Origin of the sequence: Luteimicrobium subarcticum (genome assembly GCF_002798015.1) — a bacterium.
GTDB lineage: Bacteria > Actinomycetota > Actinomycetes > Actinomycetales > Cellulomonadaceae > Luteimicrobium > Luteimicrobium subarcticum.
In genome coordinates this window covers 381079-404413 of the sequence record NZ_PGTZ01000008.1, presented here as the reverse complement: position 1 = coordinate 404413, position 23335 = coordinate 381079, and the positions used below count along the sequence as shown (strand labels likewise).

The 23335-nt window shown below is 68.2% G+C and carries 12 protein-coding genes; 5 read left to right on the top strand and 7 right to left on the bottom strand.

The window, feature by feature from the left end:
• The first annotated feature begins 4 nt into the window (after nt 1-4).
• Together brxL and CLV34_RS10620 are read left to right on the top strand one after the other, a co-directional pair.
• A complete protein-coding gene (brxL, locus tag CLV34_RS10625) occupies nt 5-2182 on the top strand; it encodes a BREX system Lon protease-like protein BrxL (protein WP_100350244.1) in 2178 nt (725 codons plus the stop codon).
• Nucleotide 2183: 1 nt separating this feature from the next.
• Nucleotides 2184-3422 carry a serine/threonine-protein kinase gene (locus CLV34_RS10620; protein WP_100350243.1) on the top strand — a complete coding sequence of 413 codons (1239 nt, stop codon included), beginning with the start codon at nt 2184-2186 and terminating at the stop codon, nt 3420-3422.
• Between the two features lie 149 nt (nt 3423-3571).
• Here the strand turns inward: CLV34_RS10620 and CLV34_RS10615 are convergent, their stop codons facing one another.
• The 4 genes from CLV34_RS10615 to CLV34_RS10600 all read right to left on the bottom strand — a co-directional run bounded on the left by CLV34_RS10615 (nt 3572) and on the right by CLV34_RS10600 (nt 16454).
• Nucleotides 3572-5842, bottom strand: coding sequence for a hypothetical protein (locus CLV34_RS10615; protein WP_157803802.1), 2271 nt, complete (start codon nt 5840-5842; stop codon nt 3572-3574).
• A gap of 72 nt (nt 5843-5914) precedes the next feature.
• On the bottom strand, nt 5915-11674 hold the full coding sequence (locus CLV34_RS10610; protein WP_100350241.1) for an AAA domain-containing protein: 5760 nt from the start codon (nt 11672-11674) through the stop codon (nt 5915-5917).
• Nucleotides 11662-12159 (bottom strand): hypothetical protein, encoded by a 498-nt coding sequence (locus CLV34_RS10605; RefSeq protein WP_100350240.1) that lies wholly within the window; start codon nt 12157-12159, stop codon nt 11662-11664. Before CLV34_RS10605 ends, CLV34_RS10610 begins: the two co-directional genes overlap by 13 nt.
• Before the next feature lie 224 nt (nt 12160-12383).
• On the bottom strand, nt 12384-16454 hold the full coding sequence (locus CLV34_RS10600) for a DEAD/DEAH box helicase (RefSeq protein WP_157803801.1): 4071 nt from the start codon (nt 16452-16454) through the stop codon (nt 12384-12386).
• Between CLV34_RS10600 and CLV34_RS16385 the strand changes: the two genes are divergently transcribed.
• Nucleotides 16449-16862: a hypothetical protein gene (locus CLV34_RS16385; protein WP_157803800.1), complete on the top strand. Its 414-nt coding sequence runs from the start codon at nt 16449-16451 to the stop codon at nt 16860-16862. The two genes, CLV34_RS10600 and CLV34_RS16385, sit on opposite strands and share 6 nt — an antisense overlap.
• 27 nt (nt 16863-16889) lie before the next feature.
• Here the strand turns inward: CLV34_RS16385 and CLV34_RS10590 are convergent, their stop codons facing one another.
• From CLV34_RS10590 to CLV34_RS10580, 3 genes are all read right to left on the bottom strand, one after another.
• Entirely contained in the window at nt 16890-18113 is a 1224-nt protein-coding gene (locus CLV34_RS10590) for an McrC family protein (protein ID WP_157803799.1), read from the bottom strand.
• Entirely contained in the window at nt 18113-20371 is a 2259-nt protein-coding gene (locus tag CLV34_RS10585; protein WP_100350236.1) for an McrB family protein, read from the bottom strand. The genes CLV34_RS10590 and CLV34_RS10585 overlap by 1 nt, the downstream gene beginning before the upstream one ends.
• Before the next feature lie 292 nt (nt 20372-20663).
• Nucleotides 20664-20942, bottom strand: coding sequence for a DUF6361 family protein (locus CLV34_RS10580; protein WP_157803798.1), 279 nt, complete (start codon nt 20940-20942; stop codon nt 20664-20666).
• Nucleotides 20943-21124: 182 nt separating this feature from the next.
• Here CLV34_RS10580 and CLV34_RS10575 point away from each other — a divergent pair, with 182 nt between their 5' ends.
• Nucleotides 21125-22822: a polymorphic toxin-type HINT domain-containing protein gene (locus tag CLV34_RS10575; RefSeq protein ID WP_170044649.1), complete on the top strand. Its 1698-nt coding sequence runs from the start codon at nt 21125-21127 to the stop codon at nt 22820-22822.
• Nucleotides 22823-22869: 47 nt separating this feature from the next.
• A complete protein-coding gene (locus CLV34_RS10570; RefSeq protein ID WP_100350233.1) occupies nt 22870-23331 on the top strand; it encodes a hypothetical protein in 462 nt (153 codons plus the stop codon).
• Nucleotides 23332-23335 lie beyond the last annotated feature (4 nt).

Sequence of the window (23335 nt, the reverse complement as noted above, 5' to 3'; positions counted from 1 at the left end):
GGACGTGACCAACCTCGAAGACGCCCTCAGCGCCGTCGATCTCCTTGCTCTCGACACCGACGACGCCACGGCCACACCACCCACCCAGTCGCCACTCGACCGCAAGATCAACGAGCACTTCTCGGGCGTCGTCGTCCGCAAGGACCTCGTCAAGGCCGTCAAGGGCAATGCCGTGGTGCCCTCCTACGTGCTGGAGTACCTTCTTGCGCAGTATGCGGCCACCGACGACGAAGCCACGATCACCGAGGGCATCGAGTCGGTCCGCGGGATCCTGGCTGACCACTACGTCAACCGCAACGAGCACGAGCTCATCAAGTCGCTCATCCGCGACAAGGGCAGCTACCGGATCATCGACAAGGTCACGGTCGCGCTGGACGAGAAGGCCGACGTTCACAAGGCTGAGTTCGAGAACCTGCAAATCAAGGGTGTCGTCATCGACGACGACACGGTCAAGCGCAACCAGAAGCTCCTTGTGGGCGGCGTCTGGTGCATCTGCGACATCGAGTACTTCCACTCTGACGAGAAAAACTTCGTCCCGTGGATCCTCGATAGCCTCAAGCCGATCCAGGTCGCCGGCGTCGACTACGACCGGTACTACGAGGCCCGAACGAAGTTCGAGACCGACGAGTGGATCGACCTGCTAATGCAGTCGATCGGCCTCAACCCCGAGCAGTTCAGCCCTCGCGACAAGCTCATCGCGCTCACCCGGCTCGTCCCCTTCGTCGAGCGCAACTATAACCTCGTCGAACTCGGACCGAAGGGCACCGGTAAGTCCCACACGTTCAGCGAGTTCTCGCCCAACGGCATCCTGATCTCCGGTGGTGAGGTCACCCTCGCCAAGCTGTTCGTCAACAACTCGAACGGCCGGATCGGCCTGGTCGGGTACTGGGACTGTGTCGCCTTCGACGAGTTCGCCTCGAACAAGAAGACCGACCAGAACCTCGTCAACGTCATGAAGAATTACTTGGCAAACAAGCAGTTCTCCCGCGGCACCAGCATCTATGGGGCCGAGGCGTCGATGGCATTCGTTGGCAACACGACGCACACCGTGCCCCACATGCTCAAGAACTCCGACCTGTTCGACGAATTGCCACCTTCGTACCGGGACGCCGCCTGGCTCGACCGCATCCACCACTACATCCCGGGCTGGGAGGTCGCGCCAATCCGTTCGGAAATGTTCTCCAGCGGGTACGGCTTCGTCGTCGACTATCTCGCCGAGATCCTGCGGTCCAAGCGGTCGGAGGACTTCTCGGACAAGTACAAGGAGTACTTCACGCTCGACTCGTCGATCTCGACGCGAGACCAGGACGGCATCCGCAAGACGTTCTCGGGCTTGATGAAGCTCATCCACCCGAGAGGTGAGGCCACGCAGGCCGAGGTGCAGGCGCTGCTCGAGTTCGCCGTCGAGGGCCGCAAGCGCGTCAAGGACCAGGTCCTGCGCATCGACGCCACAATGCGCGACACGATGGTGAAGTTCCGGTACAGCGACGCTTCGGGCGCCTGGCACGCGGTCGTCACGCGTGAGGAGCGGCAGTATCCAGAGCTCTACCGCAAGCCCTGGGACAGGCGGACGGACGATTTCGAGGGTGAGCCCGCGCCCGTTCAATCAGTGTCCTCTGCGGCAGCGCCTTCCCCCGCATCGTCAGCCTTCGCCACGCCTGCCGTGGTCGAGACCCCCCGTCTTCACGAGGGCGTGCGGGATCTCGGCGCCGGGCAGAAGGGAATCTCCTACGAGAATCTCCTGCTCCCGTACCTGCGCGACGCGACGATGATCGAGATCGTCGATCCCTACATTCGACTCCCTCACCAGGGTCGCAATCTTGCCGACCTGCTGAGCATGCTCGCGCTCGCCAAGGACGCAGCGGACGAGATTGACGTCCGTCTCACCACCTCCGAAGAACCGAAGCCAGACTTCAAGCAGCAGCAGCTGCTCATGCTGAAGTCCATCAAGGACGCGTCGGACGCGTCCGGCGTCCTCCTGTCCGTCAACCTTGACGACACGATCCACGACCGAAGGATCACGACGAACAGGGGCTGGCGCATCGATCTCGGCAAGGGCCTCGACATGTGGCAGAAGCCCGCGGACAACCCCTTTGACTTCAGTCGGGGGCGCCAGGAGTTCCGCGTCATCGGATCGTCATTCGCCGTGCACTTCAGCAAGATCCCTGCCGAGAGCAACTGACATGCCCGACGCCCACCCCGCCCGCGAGTCACTCAAGGAGGTGATTCGCTCGCGCCGCGTCGGGAACTGGGATCTCACCGAGCCGCTTGGCCGCGGCGGCCAGGGGACCACCTGGCGCGCGATCTGGAAGGGAGTAGACCACTCACTCACGCGGATCTCGCTCAACGGGGGCGACCTTCGTCGCAGTGTGGTCAAGCTCATGCTGCCGCCGGATCCCCAGGAATGGGCGATACCAGCCACGGAATACGCCGCCTTCCTCGAGACCCAGGTCGAGCATTTCGTCAGGGAGTGCGAGGTCCTCGCCGGTATCAAGAGCCCCTTCATTCCGCTCTTCCTCGGGATCGGTCGGGAGCAGACGCAGGCGGGCTGGAGCGTTCCGTGGTTCGCGGTCGAGCTCATCGCCGGGCGGACACTCGGTGAACAGCGCGCCGGGGTCGGCCCGCTCGATCACCATCAGATTCTCGAGTTGGCCCACGACATCCTCTCTGCGCTCAGCGCTGTCCACGACACTGGGCTCGTCCACCTGGACCTCAAGCCCGACAACGTCATGCTCGAGCCGGCCAAGTCGCGACTCATTGACTTCGGGCTCGCGACCCAGGCGTACCGGATCCAGCGCGGCAGCAGCGGAACCCCCGGTTATTTCGCACCCGAGCAGCTCGACGGCGTCACGGACGAACGCGACTTTGCGCCCGAGGTCGATCTCTACAAGCTGGGGATCACTCTTGCCGTCGCCGCCGGGATCGACCTGGCCGATCTGTGGGGCGTCGACCCCTACGGACCTCGAGACGTGCTGGTGGCTGCGATGCGGCGCGGCGTTCGCCTGGATGTCCTCACCCCGATAGTGCGCGATGTCGTCGCCCCGCTCCTCGCCTTCAAGCCCAGCGAGCGAGGGACCGCCAACGCGACGCTCGCGAGGGTGACCGCGCTGCTGCCTGCCGACAGTTGGCGAGCGAACGGAACTGTTCCCGCCCCCGCCGAGTCTGACACGACCATCAGGCCGCCCGATGCAGGTTCCCCCGTGCGTTCCGCCGCGGCCGCTGTCGGCGGAGCTCCCGAGGCCAACGTCGGCGCCAAGGTGGTCGTCGTGGATCAGATGGGGCTCGACTGGAAGGGCGTCGTCGTCGGGCTCGATCCCAAGCGCCACGGTGCGGTCCTGGTACGCCTCGAGTCGGCACGAGGCACTTCAAACGTGCGCTCGTACCCACTGGAGCGAGTGACTCGGGGCAAAGCGCTCAAGTAGCAGCGACAGGTCGACGTTGATCCAGGTCGCTGTGGACTCAGTCGTCCCCCGATGAGCGATGAGCGCGGCGGTTGATCCTGTGCTGACGGAGCTCGCATCGAGAATCAAGTCCCACGGTCTGCGGTTGGCGAGCGCTCCCACTGCTGAAGCTACTGACCCCAGAGATGAATCGCCGAGCGGCCACGGAACCAGAGGCCCGTCTTCTCATGCCGCCGGAAGGTGCCCATCCAACCCACCGGTTCGACGATCACATTGGCGCGGACAGACCTGCCGTTGGCGGCACGACTACCGTCGCGGCGCAAGAGGTTCGCGTACCAGCCCTCATACGTCGGCGTCGACAGGAACAGGCGCGGGAGAACGCTGCCCTCGTCGGAAGGCACGTCAGTTCCATCGACCAGCACGATGGACCTCTGGGAGTCCGTCACCACCAACGGCGCGCCAAGGTGTGAGACGAGGTGCAGCGGGTCGTAGCCACCCGACCACGTCACTCGCCACGCTGACGAAGCACGACGCTCCGCGAGCGCGCGGTCATCCGGAACACGGCGCTCCGGCGGCCCGTCGGCGAGATCCGGATGCGTGCCGGAGATGGCGCGGAGGTTCACCGCCACGCCTCCCCGCTCGACGCACCAGGACAGCACGTCCGCCACCCCGTCGTGGCCCCACCACCTGCTGACGACATTCAGGATCGGGTCATCTACCGGAAAACCCGCCTGTCGCCATGCAGCGAGCCCAAAATCCGGGCGCTGCCAACCCAACCCGTAGACCAGCAGGTGCAGAAGCGGCGACCAGTACGCGACGCGATCGACGAGTCCCGGCTCACCCGGAAGGGCCGGGAGGCGCTCGTCCAAAGTGGGATTGGCCGCCGCACGCCACGCCGTCCTCAGTTCGCGAGTCCAGGGGCCGGTGTCGCCCATGGCCAACCTCCACGCCGGCTGGACCTCCAGCGTGTCGCGGAGCTGCCCGCGTGCGAGCTCGACGAGGTCTGGGAGGTCCCCCAACGCTCCGGAAACGACATCAACAGGGCCGACGGACGACTCTGCGCGACGACGAGCCGCATCAAACGCATCCGTCGCCGTGCCTCCCTCGTGCTCGACGCTCACCTTGAGCTGATTCAGATCCTTGACGGCGGAGGACTCACCTACCTCGAGGACACCGACGAGATGGTCGTCGTCCGTCCAGTAGTAGCCCTGACCAGTGACGTAGAACCACCGACCGTGCGCGTCGGGAAGCTGACCCGTGAACGGCGGAGTCCACACAATCTGAAATTGCGTGCTGGCGGGGTTGGCGCCGCTCCGCACCTGTGCCCAGCGGCGTCGGATCCCGTCAAGCCATTCATCCGGAACGCTTGCCAGCAGGGTCTCCCATCCGAGATCCGCCGCGAGGCGCTTCGCCCGCTCGAACAACTTCCGGTTGGCTTCTACGTCGACGTTCACCACGACGGACCACACCGCGAACAGGTCGCCGACAGGCGCTTCTAGATGCCGACGTACTGACGCCACCCACCGTTGGTCGCGGCGGCTCGGTGAGTCCGCCACCTGTCGCAACAGGTGGACGAGCCATTGAACGTAGACCGTGATCTCCTTGACAACGTCGCCGCGATCGAGCTCTACGGCAATTGCCAGACGCCCTCGAGCAAGGACACTGGCGGAACCTCCTTCGAGCCGCCGCGCGAACGCGTCGACATGGGCCAACAGCCTGGCGTCCCGACGTTCACTAGGCTCATCCCACGCGGCGGTGATCGGCAAGGGTCCGCGAATCCTGCCCCGCAGCTCCTCGACGACCTCCGAGGCAATGAACTCATCAAAGAGCTTCCATGAATCGACCCAGTGGGCGTACCTCTGACCGTAGAACAGCAGGGCACGCAGCGAGTCGGCTCCGTAGCCCTTGAGGTCAAGCGCTCCCTCGGCGGCTCCGCGTCGCACCTCTTCGATGAGGCGATTCATCGCGTCGCCCGTCGGAAAGTACGCCCTGTACGCGTCGTAGGAGTACGCGAATCTGCTCCAGTCAGACGCCTGTCTCGGGTCACCGAGCATCGCGAAATCCCCGTCGGGAACATGAATCATTCCAGGCGGATCACTGAGATCTCCCTCGATACCGAGAACGAGGTCAACCAGCGCCCTTGCGTCGTGAGCCGTCTTGAGCCGGACGCCGAGGTTGATTGACTCCCCTGCCGCAGTGAACAGCCAGGGGCCCACAATCCCCGCCAACACCACGCCGTTGACGCATACCGCCCAAACGGGCTCGGGATCCTCCAGCGGCCTCGCGAGCGAGTCCGCTCGGGCGACCAACCAACTACCGGGACACTGCTCTCGCGCATCACTGAGAAGCGCACGAGGGTCACCTGCCTCAGCACGGGTGGCAAGCTCATGGGCGATCAACCCGACGAAGCGCTTCAGATCAGCGACGGCATATTCAGGCATCCCTCGAGAACCTCTCTGGCGTCCCATCCCCGCGTCGAACCGGATTCACCGAGACACCGCGGGAAAACGCTTCTAGCGCACGTGTAGGGAGTACACGCCCTCAAGGCGGGTTCGCACGTTCGCTCCCAACCGCACGATCCCGAACACCTCGGCCGTCGCACGCAGCAGCTCCTCGTCGGTCGTCCCCCGGCCGTCCCGGACGAGCGCACGTATCGCGTTGGCGATCTCCTCGGGCGCGACCTCGTCGAGCGTCCGCGACATGTCCGCGTCGGCGGACCGATACCCGGTCCAGGTCGCCGGATCGACACCCTGGGGCCAGACGAAGTCGCCGTGCCGGCTCTTGCGGACCTGAACACGGGGCACGACCTGCTGGATGGCTGCGACCCTGTTCGCTCGCACGGTCTGCAGTCCGAACCGCCGTCCGACGATCCGCACGAGTCGTCCGAGCTCGACGGGTCCTTCGCTCTGGACGATGTCGAGGATCTGCTCGCGCACAGCCGCGACGGCACGCCGCTGCGGAAGCGAGTCGAGCACCTCGAGGTCGCCGACCACTGTCGACGCGGCGGGGACGAAGACCGTTGCCCCGACGGGGGACGCATCGTCGGGCACTGTCACCGGCGGCGCCGTCGTGGACGACGACGCGATCGCCGACCCCGCCACCGCGGGCGTCGGGCTGAGCCAGGCCGGCACCGCACCGGATGGCGGCAAAGGCGACACCACGGGGACCCGCGGGCCTTCCGGAGAGTCGTCTTCCGAGGAGTCGTCCGCCGGCTGGGCGGGCGGGACAGGGTCCGATCCGGGGCCCTGGGGCGCAAGAGCCTCCAGCGACGCCGCGGCGCGCTCGAACTCGGCGAGCACGTGCTGGACGACCTCGTCCCGGTTCTGCAGCCACATCGGCCACCAGATCCGAGCGACGGCCGGCCAGCCCATGAGGTTGCGCAGCACCTCGACGGGCAGGACGTCACGGTCCGACACGGTCTGCCGCTGCTGCCACGACGGGCCGTCGAGCAGCACCGGCAGGACGACCCGCTCCGGCGACTCGGGGCGCGAGAGCACGAGGTCGAGCCGGAAGTCGGACAGGCCGACGTCGCTCATCACGTGCAGTCCGGCGCCACGCAGCGCGGCCGCGACCTCGTCCCGGTGGCGGTCCCGTACGGCTGCGCGGCCCGGGACCTCGGGAACCTCGCCCGACCGTCCGGCGGCGCGAGCGAAGAAGAGAAACTGCTTGAGGTCCTTCACGCCCCGGAACGACGCGCTCTCGGCGTCGAGCTCGTCCGGCTCGAAGCTGCAGAACACGAGGTTCTTGCGCCGGGCTCGCGTGACCGCCACGTTCAGCCGGCGCTCACCCCCCACCCGTGACAGGGGCCCGAAGTTTAGGGGGATCTTGCCGTTCTGCTGCTTGGAGAACGCGATCGAGAACAGCACGACGTCCCGCTCGTCGCCCTGGACCTGCTCGAGAGCCTTGACGAAGAGCACGTCCGCCGGGCCCATCGCCGACTCGTCCATCGCCGCCTTGACCCCGGCGTCGTTCGACTTCTCCAGGAGGTCGGCGATGAGCTGGCGCTGCTGCTCGTTGAACGTGACGACGCCGATCGTGCGGCGCGGGTCGTCGCGGAGGATCTCGGTGATCGCGTCGACGATCGCGAGCGCCTCCTCCGGGTTCGTCCCCCGCCCGGCAGTGACGCCGTCCCGAAGCTCACGCTTCTCGGTGCTGCTGGTGCGGATGAACCGCCCGTCCACGCGACGCAGCTCGACGCCCGTCTCGAGGGACAGGAGCGACGGGGTCGGGAAGCTGCTGAGCTCGCCGCGGTAGTAGGCGTTGTTGGAGAACGAGATCAGTGCCTCGTCCTGGCTGCGGTAGTGCCAGGAGAGCTGCAGTGCGGGGACGCGTGCGAGCTCGCACTCGCTCAGGATCGACTCTTGGTCCTCGACGATCTCCTCGGCGTCCGGGTCGTCGACGTCCTCGTCGACGGCGGCCTGGGAGCCGACCCGGTGGGTGGGCGGCATCTGGTGCTTGTCGCCGACCACGACCACCGCGCGCGCCCGGCCCATCGCCCCGACGGCCTCGGGGACGGTGATCTGTGACGCCTCGTCGAAGATCACGAGGTCGAAGTCCATCGAGCCGGGCTCGATCAGGTCGACCGCGGACGACGGGCTCGCGAGGACGAGCGGCGTGATCTCTTGGACGGCGTCGCTGTAGCGGCGCAGGATCGCGCGAGTACCGAGACGGTTCCGCGTCTTCTCGAGCTCACGGGCAAGTCCGCCGGTGTGCTGGCCCGCTCCGCGCCCGCCGCGCTGGTCGAGCAAGCCCGCCGGGCCGGAGGTGACCCACTGGCGACGCACCTCCGCCTCCGCCTGGGCGTAGGAGCGGACCCTCTCGTCGTGAGCGACCGAGTCGAAGCGGTCGAGGCCCTCGGCGGCGATGCGTTCGACCTTGGACGTGACGGCGAGGCCGCGTTCGAACGCCTCCTCCGCGGCGTGCGCCGGGAGTCGGCCCTCGAGGAGGTCGTCGCGCGCCGCCGCGAGCCCGTTCGCGCGGAGAGGTTCCAGGTGCTGGACGAGGGCGACCCATCGCTGGAGCGGGAGCAGACGCTCGTACTCCAGCTGCTGACGCCACACGGCCTCGTGCCGTGCGGTGGCCACACTCAACGTTGCGCCGCCACGCCACACGTCGAAGTCGTCGTCGGTGACGCCCAGGGCGCTCCACATCCGGGACCACGCGTCGGCGTACCCGGCCAGCGCGTCGTGGTGACCGCGCAGGTGTCCCTGCCGCGCGAGGTCCGCCGCTCGGGCGACGTCGCCGGAGCTGTCACGCAGCGGCGCGGTCAGCGCCGCGAGCCGCTCGAGCTGCCGACGCACGGCGGACAAGGCGCCGGGCACGAACGGGTTGAGCGTTCCCTCGACGTGGATCCCCGGCAGGGACGACAAGCGGGCGTGCGCCGTCGCGGCGAGCCGCTGGGCCTCGAGCAGCGTGGACAGCACCGAGCCGGCGGACACGACAGCCACCGGTGTCCCGTCGAGGACGAACGGCTGGAGCGGCTCGAGGGCGGCGGCCTGCCGCTTGCCGCGTCCCAGCATCCCCGACCGCGTCGCAGCCTCGAACGCGGCCGCGAGCCCGCCGAGGTCCAGCTGGAGCACCTCAGGACGGAAGCCGGCCAGTCGGTCCGACCACGCGCTCACCGCGTTCTCGGCGTCGGTGAGCTCGCTGGTCACGTTCCCGTGCCAGCCCGGGGCGAGGACGCGCGCGAGAACCTCGCCGTCCGGCAGCGCGGGGTCCGATGCGGCGACGAACGCCCTCAACCCTTCCGGGCGCTCGACGGCGCCGAGCGCGTCACGGAGCGGGCCGGCGACGCCGCGAGCCCACGCCGACCCGTCGAGCACTCCCCCGACGACCGACGCCGCGGCGTCGAACGACCACGGCTCCGCGGGCGGTGCGCCGATCAGTCTCCAGGGGTGATCGGGGCGCAGCGCAGCGGCCGACGCGAGCGGCTGCACGCTCGCGAAGACGTCACGCAACGTCGAGATCCGCTCCGATCCGTGCGCGACCACCGGAGCCGGGATCTCCACACGGGGCCCGTCCCCCAGGACGAGCAGCTCGTCGTGGGCCGAGTACGCCGAGAGCCCTGCCGCGTTCGTCCGGTGCAGGTGCTCCGGGTACCGACCGAGCTCGAAGCGCGAGTTGCGCAGGCGTCGCAGCGCGTTCTCCAGCGCGACCCCGTCAGGCGAGACACGCACGGTGAGCGCGCGCTTGAGCTGAGCGCGGACCTCGGCAGCGTTGGACCCCTCGTGGTGCAGGTTCAACGTGAACGGCGCGAGGCCGATCGCGTCGAGCCTGCGCTGCACGACGGAGAGGGCGGTCTGCTTCTCCGCGACGAACAACACCCGCTTCCCCGCGGACACGCACGCGGCCAGCATGTTCGTGATGGTCTGCGACTTGCCCGTCCCCGGAGGTCCCTGAAGGACGAACGACCGCCCCTCTCGCGCCCACAGGACGGCAGTCTTCTGGGTAGCGTCCGCGGGGATCGGAGTCTCGAGGGCCTCGAGCTCCTCCGTGCTGACCCGCTCCGCACCCTGTGCGGCGGCGTCCACGAACTCCTCGGTCGGCGTGTGCACGAGGTGGCTCACCAATGGACGCTCGAGGAAGGTGCCGGCGTGACGGTTGAGGTCCTGCCACATGCGGAACGACGACAGGTCGAGCAGCGCAAGGTGCGCCTCGCGGACGATCCCCAGGTCGAGGCCGCGCTGTGCGACGGCTCGCTCGACCGCCGCGAGCGTCCCGTCGACATCGATGCCGCCCCGGTCGGTAGCGAGCTCCGCCAGCTCCGGGATCGCGAGCCCATGCTCGCGACGCAGCCACTCGAGCAACGCCATGTTCGGCGTGGTCTGGCCGGCCGTGTCGAGCGCGAGCGTGAAAGCCGCGTGCCCGCGTCGTGCCGTGATCTTCACGGGGACGAGGATGAGCGGCGCCGCCGCCGACGCCCCGGGCTTGTACGGCCACCGCAGCGTGCCGATGCAGAGGAAGAGCGGGTTCATGCCGCGCTCGTCCTGCGCCTCCTTGGCGCGCCGGATCATCGACCGGATCTCGGCGGTGAACTTCGTCCGGCTCACCGCGACCGGTTCAGGTTCAGCACGGGTCGAGGCGAACCGCTGTACGAAGAGCGCCCGCTGCGACAGGTGGTCGAGGACCTCGCACTCCTCGAGCTGAGCCGCGTTGTAGACCTCGCGCGCCCTGTAGACCTCCGGCAGGTCGAAGCCGCTCCGCAGCGCGAACTCCACGTCCTCGTTGAGCCGGTCCTCGAGGACGCCCAGGCCCTCGGGCGGCAGCACGAGCGGTTGCACGCCCGGGCCCTTCCCGAGGTTCAGGAGAGCGTTCGTCGCGTTCAGGCTGAACAGCGACGACTTCCACGTCCGGTAGCGCGCCGGCTGGTCGTCGACGATGCGCGCGAACGTCCCCGTGTCCATGGCGGGCGCGACGGTGGCGACCGCCTCACGCTCGCGCGCACCTCCCGCCCGGTACTCGACGACCTCCGTGACACCGTCTGCGCGCTGCTGCACCGTGGGCAACGGAGAGACGCCGAAACGGCGAGCGGCTGCGACGTCGATCACGGCAGTTTGGACGTCGTTCGCGTGCTCGGTGAGAGCCTGCCGAGCGATGACCCGCGCCTCTCGGGCGGCGACGCCGCTGCCGGCGGTGAAGGTGGTGGTCTCTATCAGGCCGAGCCACCCGCCGTCTACGAGCTGGACGGCCCGGCTGCCGTCGATCACGGGCGTACCCGGGTACCAGTCCGGTCGCTCGCCCCGGCCCCGGGACGGGTCATGCCGCCAGTACCCGACGAAGATGTGGCCCGGGACGAGCACGAGCACGGGATGCAGCCCCACGTGCTCGACGACGGCAGCCATCAGCACGGTCGTGTCCATGCACGTTCCGAGTCCCGCGCGGGCGACCACTCCGTGATCGCGGATCCGCTGCCCCTCGCGGGCGTAGTCCCAGCCAGGCGGGGGAACCGAATAGGCGATCTGCCGCAATTGCAGCGCGTCGTAGATCGCGGTGATCGACGCCTCGACAGCTTGCGTCGCCTCGCCCGAGGTAGCCGCCTGGAATGCCGCGAACTCTTGAGACCCGGTCGCCTTGCCCAGCCGCTCAGCGGACTCCCGGGCGACGACTGCGACCTCGGGGTGATTCGGCCGGACGAACGAGGCGAGCAACGACCTCGCCAGCTCGCCCGACCGCGATGCGAAATCGTTCCGGCGCCGCACTGCCTCCACGAACCGGCGGTCCACCTCCGCGTCGGCGACAGCACCGCCCTCGCACAGCGCCTTCAGCTCCTGCACGTCGGCCTCGTAGCGCGCGTAGAGGGCAGCCCGGCTCGGGTCACCGAGCCAGAACCATATGTCTCGAGGAGCGAGGTACACGGGTCGCTCCAGCCGAGCCAGCTCACGGACTCGACGTCCTCCACGGAAATGACGCACACCGCCTCACGGCGTTCGTCGACCTGCGCCATTGCCTGCGCAGACAGCGGGACCGCGCACGACACGGGTGGCGTCGCGCCTTCGGCGAGCGCCCCCAGCTCCCGGCTCAGCCCACCGAACCGCTCCTCACCGTCCTGGAGCGTGATCGTCAAACGCACCTGCGCCACCGAGGCTGACAGCTCGACGAACAAGTCGCGGATCTGCGGGACCCGAGCACAGGACGCGGCCCAGGACCAGTGTTCCGTGACGCTCGCCGAGAGGCGGGCGACGACAGCTCGGGCCGGGTCCACGGCGACAACCTCGTCGCCTGCTTGATCTGCCACGGGAACGGCCTGGAGCTCGGTCACAGGCCACACCGTACAACCGGGAAACACGCGCTCGAACGACCGTGAACGAGGGTGCGACTTACGGGCGTGCGCCACCTTCGACGGATATGTTGCAACGCCTACCAATATCGGCGCATCTGCGCGCCCGGCGCACGCTCGGGGCCTCGATGATTTCACCCGATAGGTCCCGGAGCCGACCGCCCGACCGTACCTCGCGGGCCGTGTCGACCTTGCGGGACGCTAATTCACGCCCCAGAGTGCACCGGGAGCTCACGTGCCAGCTGCGAGAAGTGCGGCAGCTTCTGCCACCCCTGACGGTCACCGATGACGAAGATCCGGTGCTTGGCTCGCGACACCGCGACGTTCATGAGATTCGGACGTTCCGCCGCCCAGGCCCGAGCGCCAGGACGCGCGGGGTTGCCACCGAGCACCACGATGACGACGTCCGCCTGCTTGCCCTGCGAGACGTGGACCGTCCCGTGCACGAGCCGTCGCGCGTCGTCGGCACCGAACACGCTGCGCACCACGCCGTGGATCCCTGCGGCAACCTGGCGGAACGGGCCGATGACCATGATCTGCTCCGGCGGCACACCGTCGGCACGCAGCCGTCGCAGGAGCGCGGCGAGCGCCCGGCCCTCCGCGGGGATCCAGTGACCGTCGGACTCCTCGGACCGGACATCGCACCACGCGCTCGGAAGGATCCCGTGATGCGCCACGTCGTACCGTTCACCAGCCCCGGGGTCGCCGTGGATCATGAGCCCGCCGTACACCGCCTCGTTCACCACCGTGAACATGGGATTGTCGCAACGGCGGTGCACCCGCAGCGGAGAACCCACCCACAGCGGGGCGTCGTCCGGTCCGCGCAGCGTCGTGCCCAGCGTCGTGACGCGGTCTGCGAGTGTCTGCACGGACTCACGGTCCGCCGCCCAAGCGTCGTCAACGCCCAGGCTGGTGCGGAGTCGGGCGTCGGTGCTGTGGAGCACGGTGACGACTGGCTCGAGCTGCAGGGGGTCGCCGACCGCGACGACGCGGCGGCTCCGCCACATCGCACCGACCGCCTGTTGCGGGGTGGCCTGCCCGGCCTCGTCGACGAGCAACCATCCGAAGGTCCCCGGGCCGACGTCCCTGAGCATGCGTCCGACGGAGGCGAACGTCGTGGACACGACGGGGATCAGGAGGAAGAGTCCCTGCCAGGCCGCGGCGAGCGCCTCGGCCGGTGCGTCGTGCGGAATCGTTCCCTTGACGGCGTCCATGGCCGCACCCAGGAGCGCGCGAACTTTCGGACCGCCGGCCGCGATGAACGCCCGATGGAGGTCCAAGGCGGCGAGGAACACGTCGGTGCGCGCCACGTTCCAGCGTTCGTCGAGCCAGGGAGCTACCAGCTCACGTCCGCGCGTCGTCCGCTGCCAGTCACCATCAGGAATCTGCACGTCCGACGACTCATGGAACCCCTGGACGATGGCACGCATCCGCGCCACCTCCGCATGGGCGCGTCGACCGGTGACCTGCGCACGCTCACGACGCTCGTCGGCGCGGACAAGGTCGTCGCGAGCATCACTCAGATCGCTCGCGCACTTCTGCTCACACCGCTCCGCGCTCTGTTCTCGCGCAGCGAGGTCCACGTCCTCCGAGTCCCAGCGTCGCAGCGTCCGCCCGAGCGTGAGGAGGATCTCGAGGACGGAGGGCTTGACTGCGCGGTGCTCGCTGCGTCGCCTGCGTGCGACGTCGGCGGCGGGGCCCGCCTCCGCCAACGCGGCCTGTGCGGTCGAGAGACGCGCGCGGCACAGGCGTGCGTTCTCGTCGGCGCGATCAGCCTCCTGCCCGGCCTCACGGAGTGCCCGCTCAGCCTCCGGCAGGCCGCGCACCGCCTCCCAGACCTCTTGTCGCTCGGCCCGGATCCACTCCTCACGTCCGACTGCGGCGCGGAATGCCTCGACTGCCGTGCGCCACAGCCCAGGTGCGGCAGACCGCTGCGCGGTCGCGAGCCACCGTGCCGACCTGGCGTCACCGTCGAGCTCGGCGTGCGGGTCGTCCGCGTCGAACCAGAGCCGTTTGACGACCTCGTCGCGCTTGGACTTCCTTCCGAGCGTCGCCGCGACGAGGCCCCACGCCGGCTCACCCAGCACACGGGTCGCCTCACGACCGAAGTAGTCGAAGTTCGCCCATCGCGCGTGACGCGCTGACGTCGCCGGCAGCTCGCGCGTCACGTTCTCCACAGCACCGTTGTTCTGCGACGCGACAAGCATCTCGAACCCAGTCAGCCGCGGTGCGAGCGCCGCGAACTTCACGGCCCGCGTGCTGGTCCGCCAACCCGTCGTGGACGTCTCGAACCCCGCCGTCGGGGTGGGGAGCTCGGCGAGAGCGCTCGCGCGCTCCGTGACGACCGCCGCCACCAGGTCCCGGAGCATCGTCGTCTTGCCGGTGCCTGGAGGCCCGTTGACACCGAACACGCCGTCCTCGGTCGCCAGGTCGCGCATGACGTGGTTGATCGCCAGCTGCTGTGAGGTAGTCAGCGGATGCTGCGGGTCCTCGGGCCAGCGCCCGCGTGGAACGCGTGCGGGACTGAGCAGATCCAGGACGGCGTCCAGGTGCTCCGGCGCACGAACGTCCCGACGTTCGTCCGTGCGCACCGGAGACAGGTAGCGCACCAGCGCCGAACCGACCCTCCCTGTCGCGAGGGCAGCCGAGATCCTTCCGAGGTCGTCAGCGTAGAAGCTGTTGAGCAGCTCGGGTTGCGCGGTCTCCGGATCTTGTCCGGTGCGCACGAGCCGGGATCGCACGTGCATCCCCACGGGAAGGAGGGCATCCGCGATCCCGAGGACCTTCGCGACGTGCTCCACGAAGCGCACGACCACGTCGACCGCGACCGCCCGGGTCCCCGCGAGCCCCCGGCTGATCGAAGCAAGCAGTGCGGCGGCTTCCTCGGCCGCCACCAGACGCTGCGTGAGCGCGTCTCTCAGCATCTCTTGGGCGCCATCGAAGCCGTCGAGCCAGGTGGGTGACGTGGGTCCTGGGGAGAGCGCGCGCCCCAGAGACCACGCCGCGGACGACAGGACGAGGGTGTTCGGGAGCAGCCGCCCGTCGGGGGCCACCGACACGACGAATAGTGCGCTCCGGCCACGGGGGGTGCGCTCGTCGACGTCGTATCCGTCGTCCTCGAACACTCGTCCCAGCGTGGCGTGGACGCGGTCGACCTGGTAGGTGCCGCCGAACACGACGTGCCGCCACTCGTGCGTCGCGCGGTGCCACCCGGTTCGACGCAGCCGGTGGCCCGGCTCCCACGGTGCAGCGGACAGCCCGGCCACCTCGTACTGCCGCTCGACATCGCTCGGGCGCTCCACCGGCCGGTCCGGCAACGCGGGAGCCGAGCCGAAGAGCTCAACCGCGCGCCAATACCGCACGACTTCATGCCCACCCGCGTCGACCCGGGGTGCACGACGCGGGTCCGGCACCGGGCTCGGACGCGGAGGCGCGGCCGGGGTGCCGGACGGCTCGCCAAGGAGCTGCGCGAACGACGACAGGCCGAGCTGCTTCAGCGTGAACGCCGCAGCGCACGTCGGGCACACGACCGCCACGTACTTCTGCGTGCGGCCATGCATCGTGTACGGCTTCCGCAGCGCGTGCAGCCCGCCCCGACACCGCGGGCACCTGTGCGTGACCGTCGACTCGTAGGACCACCCGTCGGTGAGGAAACGAGGCTCCAGGGCCGTCGTCAGCTCGACCTTCCACCTCTCCCGCGCGATCTCGACGACCGTGCCGCTGCTCTTCATCGCTCGAAATTCCCCACAGCCATAGGAAGACAAGGACCACTCGGAACGCAGGAAACCACGGCAGAGCGGACACCGCCCGCGTGTCTCACGGCGACCGTCGCCGATCGGCAATGTGAATCCAGGGCGCACCCCGAACCGGGCGAGCGATCGCAGTACATTGCCGTCGTGCCCACAAGTTCGCGGCCAGTGCTGACTGGCGACGAGACCTTCGATCCGATCGGGATGCCGGTCCGTGACTTCTGGTCGTACGCCATGTCCGACCTGCAGTCCAACGCCACGCGTGGCGTGCTCGCCGAGTACCTCGTCGCCCGAGCCGTCCGCGCCACAGGACCTCGGATCGAATGGGACGCCTACGACGTCGCAGCCCCGGACGGCACGACGATCGAGGTCAAGGCGAGCGGCTACAGCCAGGCCTGGGAGCGCCGCTCCGAGCCGTCGATCCGCTTCGGTGGTCTGCCCGGCCGTCCCGGAAAGCAGTCCTGGCATGCAGATACCGCCACGATGGAAGCTGGCTTCGTCGCCGACGTCTACGTGTTCGCGGTGCACACCACAACGTCAGCAGATCCTTACGACGGCCTCGACATCAGCGCGTGGCAGTTCTACGTCCTCCGCGGCGACGACGTCGCCGCGACCGGACAGTCCAGCATGCAGCTCACCACCGTCGTGCGACTCGGGGGCGTTCCGGTGGCGTGGCACGAGCTCGCCGACGCCATCGCTGCAGCCAGGCCAGCCGCGCCGGTGAACGCCGTCGTCGAGGTGTCTCCGGCCCGCGTCGGGCACCTGCCCGGGTGCCCACACAAGGGCGACGCGGACAGGTCCCGGTGGGGGCGCGTTCTGCGTCCTGGCGCGTGGCGCGACCTGTGCAACGGGAGCACCGTCGTCACCGACGACCCGACGATGATCGAGGGCCTGACCGCCAAAGCAGCCTGCAAGGACTGTGTCGCCCGGTCGTAGCTCGCCGCGGCGTGTCTCGTCACCTCGTCATCCGGGGGCGTCCGTGGCCGGCGTCCTCGCGGCGGTCACGTCCACGCTCGCCGCCGCGAGCTCCGCGACCTGTGCCACGAGTTGCGCCGGCGGCACCGAGACGTCCAACGGCCACTGCACGACGTCGATTTCTGTGTTCAACACACGGTGCTCCACGGGTGCTGCGCCCACGCGTCGTGAACCTGCGTACACGAGGTATCCCCGGAGCAGGCCCAGCGCAGTGCAGTACGCGTGGAGCTGGTAGACGTCGGCGGTGGGGTACGAACCGTCGGAGTACCCCAGCTTGTACTTCGCGTCCAACACCAGCCTCGGCACCCCTCGCACGGTATGGACGACATCGGGCCTGGCCCGTACTCGGGACCGCTCGTCGAGCCATGCACCGAACTGACCCACCGTGCGGCCAAGAGGCGAGAGAACACCGAACGCCTCACGCAGGGCCACCGTGACGAAGTCCTCGAAGACCACGGCCATGTCCACGACGAAGGCCGCTACCGATGCTCCGCCTGCGGTCGTCGACAGTCCGACAGAGCGGAGCACCTGCTCCCCGAGCCGCAGCGCGGGCTGATACCGGCTGTTCGCCCGCGACGGCGACCATTGCGGCAGCGGCGCCCCTGGTACGAGGTCGGAGGCACCGTCCAGACGACCTGCGAGGTGAGCGAGCCGCGCCCGCAGAGGTCTGTCGAGCCGCGGGACCAGCGCCATCCGCCGCAGGGCTGCGCGCACGATCCGGTTCTCGGGGATGTCGACCTCGTACTCGTCGAAGGTGACCTCCAAGGGCAGCAGCATCCCGGGGCGCCGTGCCACCTGGTCTGCCGCCCTCATCCGCCCGCGCAGCACCGCGAGCGATTCCTCACGTGTCACGTAGCCCTGCAGCACTCCCTGTCTTAAGGCGCGTTCGGCGAGGCGCACCAGCGTCTCCGCGACCGCAGGCCACACGTCATCGGCGTCGAGCCCGTCGACCTCGTCGGCGGTGAACCCCGGGTCCCGCGCGTAACCCAGCATGAACAGCACCGATCCGAAGGTCGCCTTTGGACGCACGACCACGTCGAGGTCGCCTATCCGCACCGCACCCACACGATTGGTGGCGGTCGCGAGTCGCCACATCCCGACGCCGGAGGGAGACACGTCCATCAGGCCGGTCGCCGCGAGCGCCGCAGCGTGATCGCTGCTCATCGCTCGGGAAAGGTTGTTCGTATCGTTCTCCGAGATCTCGATGCGCATCAGAGATCCGAGGGTTCGGGTGCCTCGTCCGACCCTGCCGTCGCCAGCTCCGACTGTGTGATCCGGCGCTTGAGCGCATCCAGGGAGAACTGCCCCATCACCTGCGCGCGAGTCAGGCGCCCGTAGTAGTGCTCCTCGAGCAGAGGCAGGATGTCGTGCCGCCATACCTGCTCCAAGCCGCCGTGCGTGGCTGCTTGATCCCGCATCAGGTACGACGGACCGATCTTGAACTCGCGGTCTTCCTCCCCGATCTCAGCGTTGAGGGCCGCCAGCAGGTCTGCGCGGAAGTCCCCCTGACCCGTCGCTTCGAGCCAGCGCGTCAGCAAGCCTCGGACCGGCTCGACGTCCGGGTGCATCTCGATGAAGGAGAAGCGACGTCGGATCGCAGCGTCGACCATCGCGATCGACCGGTCGGCGGTGTTCATCGTCCCGATGATGAAGAGGTTCTTGGGCAACGTGAAGGGCGTCTCCGGCGAGTACTGCAGAGTGACGTTCTCGTCCCGGTACTCGAGCAGGAAGTACAGCTCCCCAAACACCTTCGCGAGGTTCCCCCGATTGATCTCGTCGATGATCAAGACGTAGGGAATGCCAGGATTGGACGCGGCGTCGGCAGCGATCCGCCGCAGCGGTCCCGGGACCTTGTCGAACGTCAGGCTTCCGTCCGGCTGCGCGCGCGGTCGGAACCCCTCGAAAAAGTCCTCGTAGGCGTACGACGGGTGGAACTGCACGAGCTGCACCTGGTCGTCGCCTGCCACGTGCCGTGCGATCTTCCGGGCCACGAACGTCTTGCCCGTCCCGGGCGGCCCGTGCACGATGACCTGCCGCCGCGACTCCAGCAGTGCGATGTAATCGTCGATCCAGGCTGCCCCGGTGAAGAGCGCTCGGGCGAGCGCGTCGTCGCCGCGTCGGAGACGCTGCGGTCCAGTCTGCGCGCCGTCGATAGCAGGCTCGCCAGCTCCCTCAAGGTCACCCCCGTCCTCGTCGACGAGAAGCTGCTCCAGCGCGTCGTGGGAGTCGGTCAGGTCGATGACGTTCCGGGACGGCGTGGCCAGGAGGCTCGACGCTGCGGGCGGGAGAGCGGCGGCGTCGACGGGGTTGCCTTGCCACTCCACGGCGCGACGCAGGCGCGGCTCGTCATCGGTGTACTCCGGCGGTCCACTGATGCGGCCGAGCCAGACCTGGTCGTCGCGGCGCGCGACGACCAGGTCGTCGTGCTTCATGCGTGTGAGGAAGGCGAAGTAGTCCTCGGTGAGACCGATCCGTTGCACGTAGTCGACGTGCTCGTAACCCGAGTCGATTGCATCCCTGACCTGGGCCTTCGTGGCGTCGTCGCCCAGACGCGTCAGGTGCGCCGCCTCAAGCGACACGAATCCCTCGGCCAACCAGGTTTCAAGCTCGTGCCCTCCCGGCCTCTGTCGAACGGCCCACGCTCGCTCATCAACCTTCCTTCTATGCCTCCAAGTCTCAGCAAACGGCTCGAGGTAGAAGTCGATCGCTCCACCGTTCGCTCGCTCGAGCACCTGACGGATCTCATACAGGTCCTTGTCGACGGAAAGATCGTTGTTCCCCGTTGCGCCGCGGATCTCGTGGGCAAAGGCATCACGGATCTGTCGCTTGTGCCGGGCGCTGACCGACGGCAAGTAGATATCGGGGAACGTCAGGTAGAGCAAGCAGGCCCTGATACTCGGAATGTCTCTCTTGACCGTGTCCGCGACCCCGTGAAGCGCCCACGGATCCCGACGCGCGGCCTCCTGCTCGGTCGGCGTGAGGGCACTCCACACCTTGACGAACTTCGCCAGCCACACGAGGTGCGCCCAGAGGTACTGCAGGTACCCCATCCCGCCGTGCCACTCCCCGGGAGCCTCGAACCCCCGCTCCATCGACGGCGGGATCGAGGGCGGGTTCTCGCTCCAGGACAAGATGTCGTGGACGTGCTCACGCTTCGTTGACGGCAGCACCTGCTCGTGCACCAGAGGAAGCTCACGCAGGTACGTCATCTCCGCGACCAGGAGGATCGCCTCGCGCGAGGCACCGGCCATTTGGTTGCCCAACTTCACCCACGTCGACTCCGGGCCCTCGTCGGGCGCGTCCTCGATGCGATGCCGCACTTCCTCGGCCACTTCCGCCGTCCAGATCCTGCGCGAGGGTTCGATTACCGAGAGCTGGTCACCGTAGAGGTGGTCGAGGAAGGGCCGTGCCGCTTCTGCGGACGTCAGCGAGGATTCCGGCAGGCGGCTCTCCGCCGACGGCTGTGTCATGTCGTCACCCTCTCAGAACCTGGCGAAAATGCCACGTCCCGGCGCGGGAGCAGCAGCACAAAATGGCCGCCCGCGAGCAGCACCCCTTCGACCGCCCCGACGCCTGACACAGTCCCTCGTACCCGCCAGCGCCCGTGAGCGATCGGCCGCAACGCCTCACCCTTCCAGACGTGCTCATCCCCGACGATGCCCCAGCGTCGCTGAGTCCCCCAGAAGATCGTCGAGGGCAACGTGTGGAGCGCCTGCCCGGCTCCGCGCCCCGCAACCCTGCCAGGTCGTCGTGACCGGATGCTCAGCGGGTCGAGATCAGCGTGCGCTCGTTCTTCTCCGCTGCGGCGTGTGGCTCGGGCTTGCCCGCAGCGAGCTGGAAGCACCACGGCACGAACAGCAGGTAGCGCGCCCGGGTCAAGAGCACCGACGTCCCCGGGAAGAGCCCCTCGGAGACGACGTCTCGGACCTGACCCAACCCGAGCTCGTCGCGGCTGTCGCGATCCGTGAAGAGCCTGATGATCTCGCGCATGCGCGCCTGATCGGCGGCGTCCGCGTCGAGCCACGCGATCTGAGAGGCCACGGGCTCACCGTACGTCCCCAGGGTCATCGCATCGCCTTGAACGCGGTCCGCGGACGCGGCAGCCATCCACAGATCGGTGATCCACGTCCCGGTGGCCGGCAGGTCTGGGTAGTCTTCCCGCGGGGCGAGGGGCGTCCCTGTCAGGGGGTTCGCACGTGAGTCGTCCGGTGGACTGGTCGCCGGTGGGTCTGGATATCGATCCGACGCCGGGTGAACCGGTGCTGGTGCTGGCGGGTGGTCGGGACTACCTGGACGTCGCGTCCGCGATCGATGATGCGGCGTCGGCGTTGGACCGGTTGTCGGTGGACGGGACGGTGTCGGCGGCCGTGGATGCGGTGATGGACCGCAAGGAAGACGTCATCGCGGACATCCGTCAGGCGCACGGGCGGTACGAGGCCGCAGGGAACGCGTTGGTCACGTATGCGGGGGTGCTCGACCGGGTCCAGTCGGACACGCTCGCGGCACTGAACAAGGCGATCGCCGCCCTGGACGAGTCGGCGGACGCGACCGGGACCAAGTCACGCTGGCAGCAGCTCGCGGACGACGCCCAGGATCCGCACGAGAAGACGGTCTACCAGCACAAGGCTGATGCGGCGGGTGACCAGGTCACTGCGGCCCATGGTGTGGTGAACGCCGCGAAGGGTGACATCGACACCGCGGTGTCGGACCGGGACCGGGCTGCGGACAACGCCATCTCCCAGATCACCGACATCGCGGCACACGATGATCTGAACGACTCGTGGTGGGACGACTGGGGGTCCAAGGTCGTCGCCGCCATCGCGGACATCGCCGACGTCATCTCGACCATCGCGGGGATCCTGGCGATCGTGGTCGCGTTCATCCCCGTCGTCGGGACCGCGCTCGCCGGAGTGTTGTTGGTCGTGGCTGCGGTGGCCGCGATAGTCAGCGCTCTAGCGAACATCGCCCTCGCGGCGACCGGGGAACGGTCCTGGCTCGATGCCGGGATCGCGATCGCCGGCGCCGCACTGAGCGTGATCGGCCTGGGTGCCGCAGCGAAGGCCGCGACCGGGATCTCCAAGGTCGCCCTGAAGACCGGGGCACGGGAATCACTCGCCGGGTTGAAGGGACTGGGCAAGGGCGGGATCAAGAACTCCCTCGATGGCTTCGGGAGGAAGGCCGCGTGCAAGGTCGGGTTCGGGACCTGCTTCACCGCCGGGACCCTCGTGCGCACCCCCGACGGTGACAAGCCGATCGAGACCCTGCGCCCCGGTGACAAGGTCATCACCCACGACCTCACCGCGGGTCTCGACGTCATCGAGACCATCGAAGAAACCTTCGTCCGCACCACCACGACCCTCTACCACCTGAGCATCGCCGGGCACGTCGTCACCACCACCGACGAACACCCCTTCATGGTCGCCGGCCTCGGCTGGATCCACGCGCGCGACCTCACCCCCGGCGACCACCTCGTCACCGCCGCGGGCGACCTGCAAGCCGGCACGGTCCGACTCGACGCCGTCAACATCGAGCGTCGAATCGAGACGGTCTACAACATATGCGTGAGCTCCCAGCACAACTACTACGTCCTCGCCGGCAGCCACACTGTCCTTGTCCACAACAGCAAGTGCGCCGTCAGTTCGGTGGCCGGTCCCGACGGGACACCGTTGTTCTTGCCGCACGGGGCAACGGGCGTTCCGGTCAGGAGCGGCAAGGGATTCGTCTACGAGATCCCTACCGGCACAGTGGGGATCGATCCACGAGTTACGCACGTGCGAATAATGGACCCTGTCACGGAGGGCAGGTACCTCTACCCGCGTGGCTACGTCGTCTACATGAACAAGGCGGGACAGTCCGTGCACCCGATAACCGGCCAAACACTCGCCAAGTCGAGTCCCTACAACCATTTGCCACTCTCATGACACAAGCCGACGACCTCCTGCAGCGCTTCTCACGAAGCAGTGCGCCCGTGGATCCTGACGTGGATCCCTTCGTTGAGGATGACGTTCTCCAAGAAGCCCAGGTGCTCGATGCCCGCGTTGACGCGGTTTCGTCCATCGCCGCCATCCTTCTCGACCTCAGAACCGCACTCCAGTTCGAGGTCGGCAACTTCGCGATGCTCGTCGTCCACGGGGTGCGCTCCGCGGAGTGGCAGACCGAACAGCCACCCAAACCGCCAACAGCGTGGACCGTCGTCAGCAGCCGGACAACCCGCCCATCGGGACTCGTCCACTTTCACCTCGGCATGTGGCCCGATGCGCAGTGGGCGAGCGAGGGGGCGAGCGCTACGTTCTTCGTGTTCGACGTGCCTGGCATAGCGGACACCCCGCCCGACTACGGGTCGGACGGTCCTACAGTCGTCCGGGCAGGCTTGCCACATTGGTCGTCGACCGTCGAAGTCATCCAAGAGACCTTCCTTCCGGCCATCTGATCGG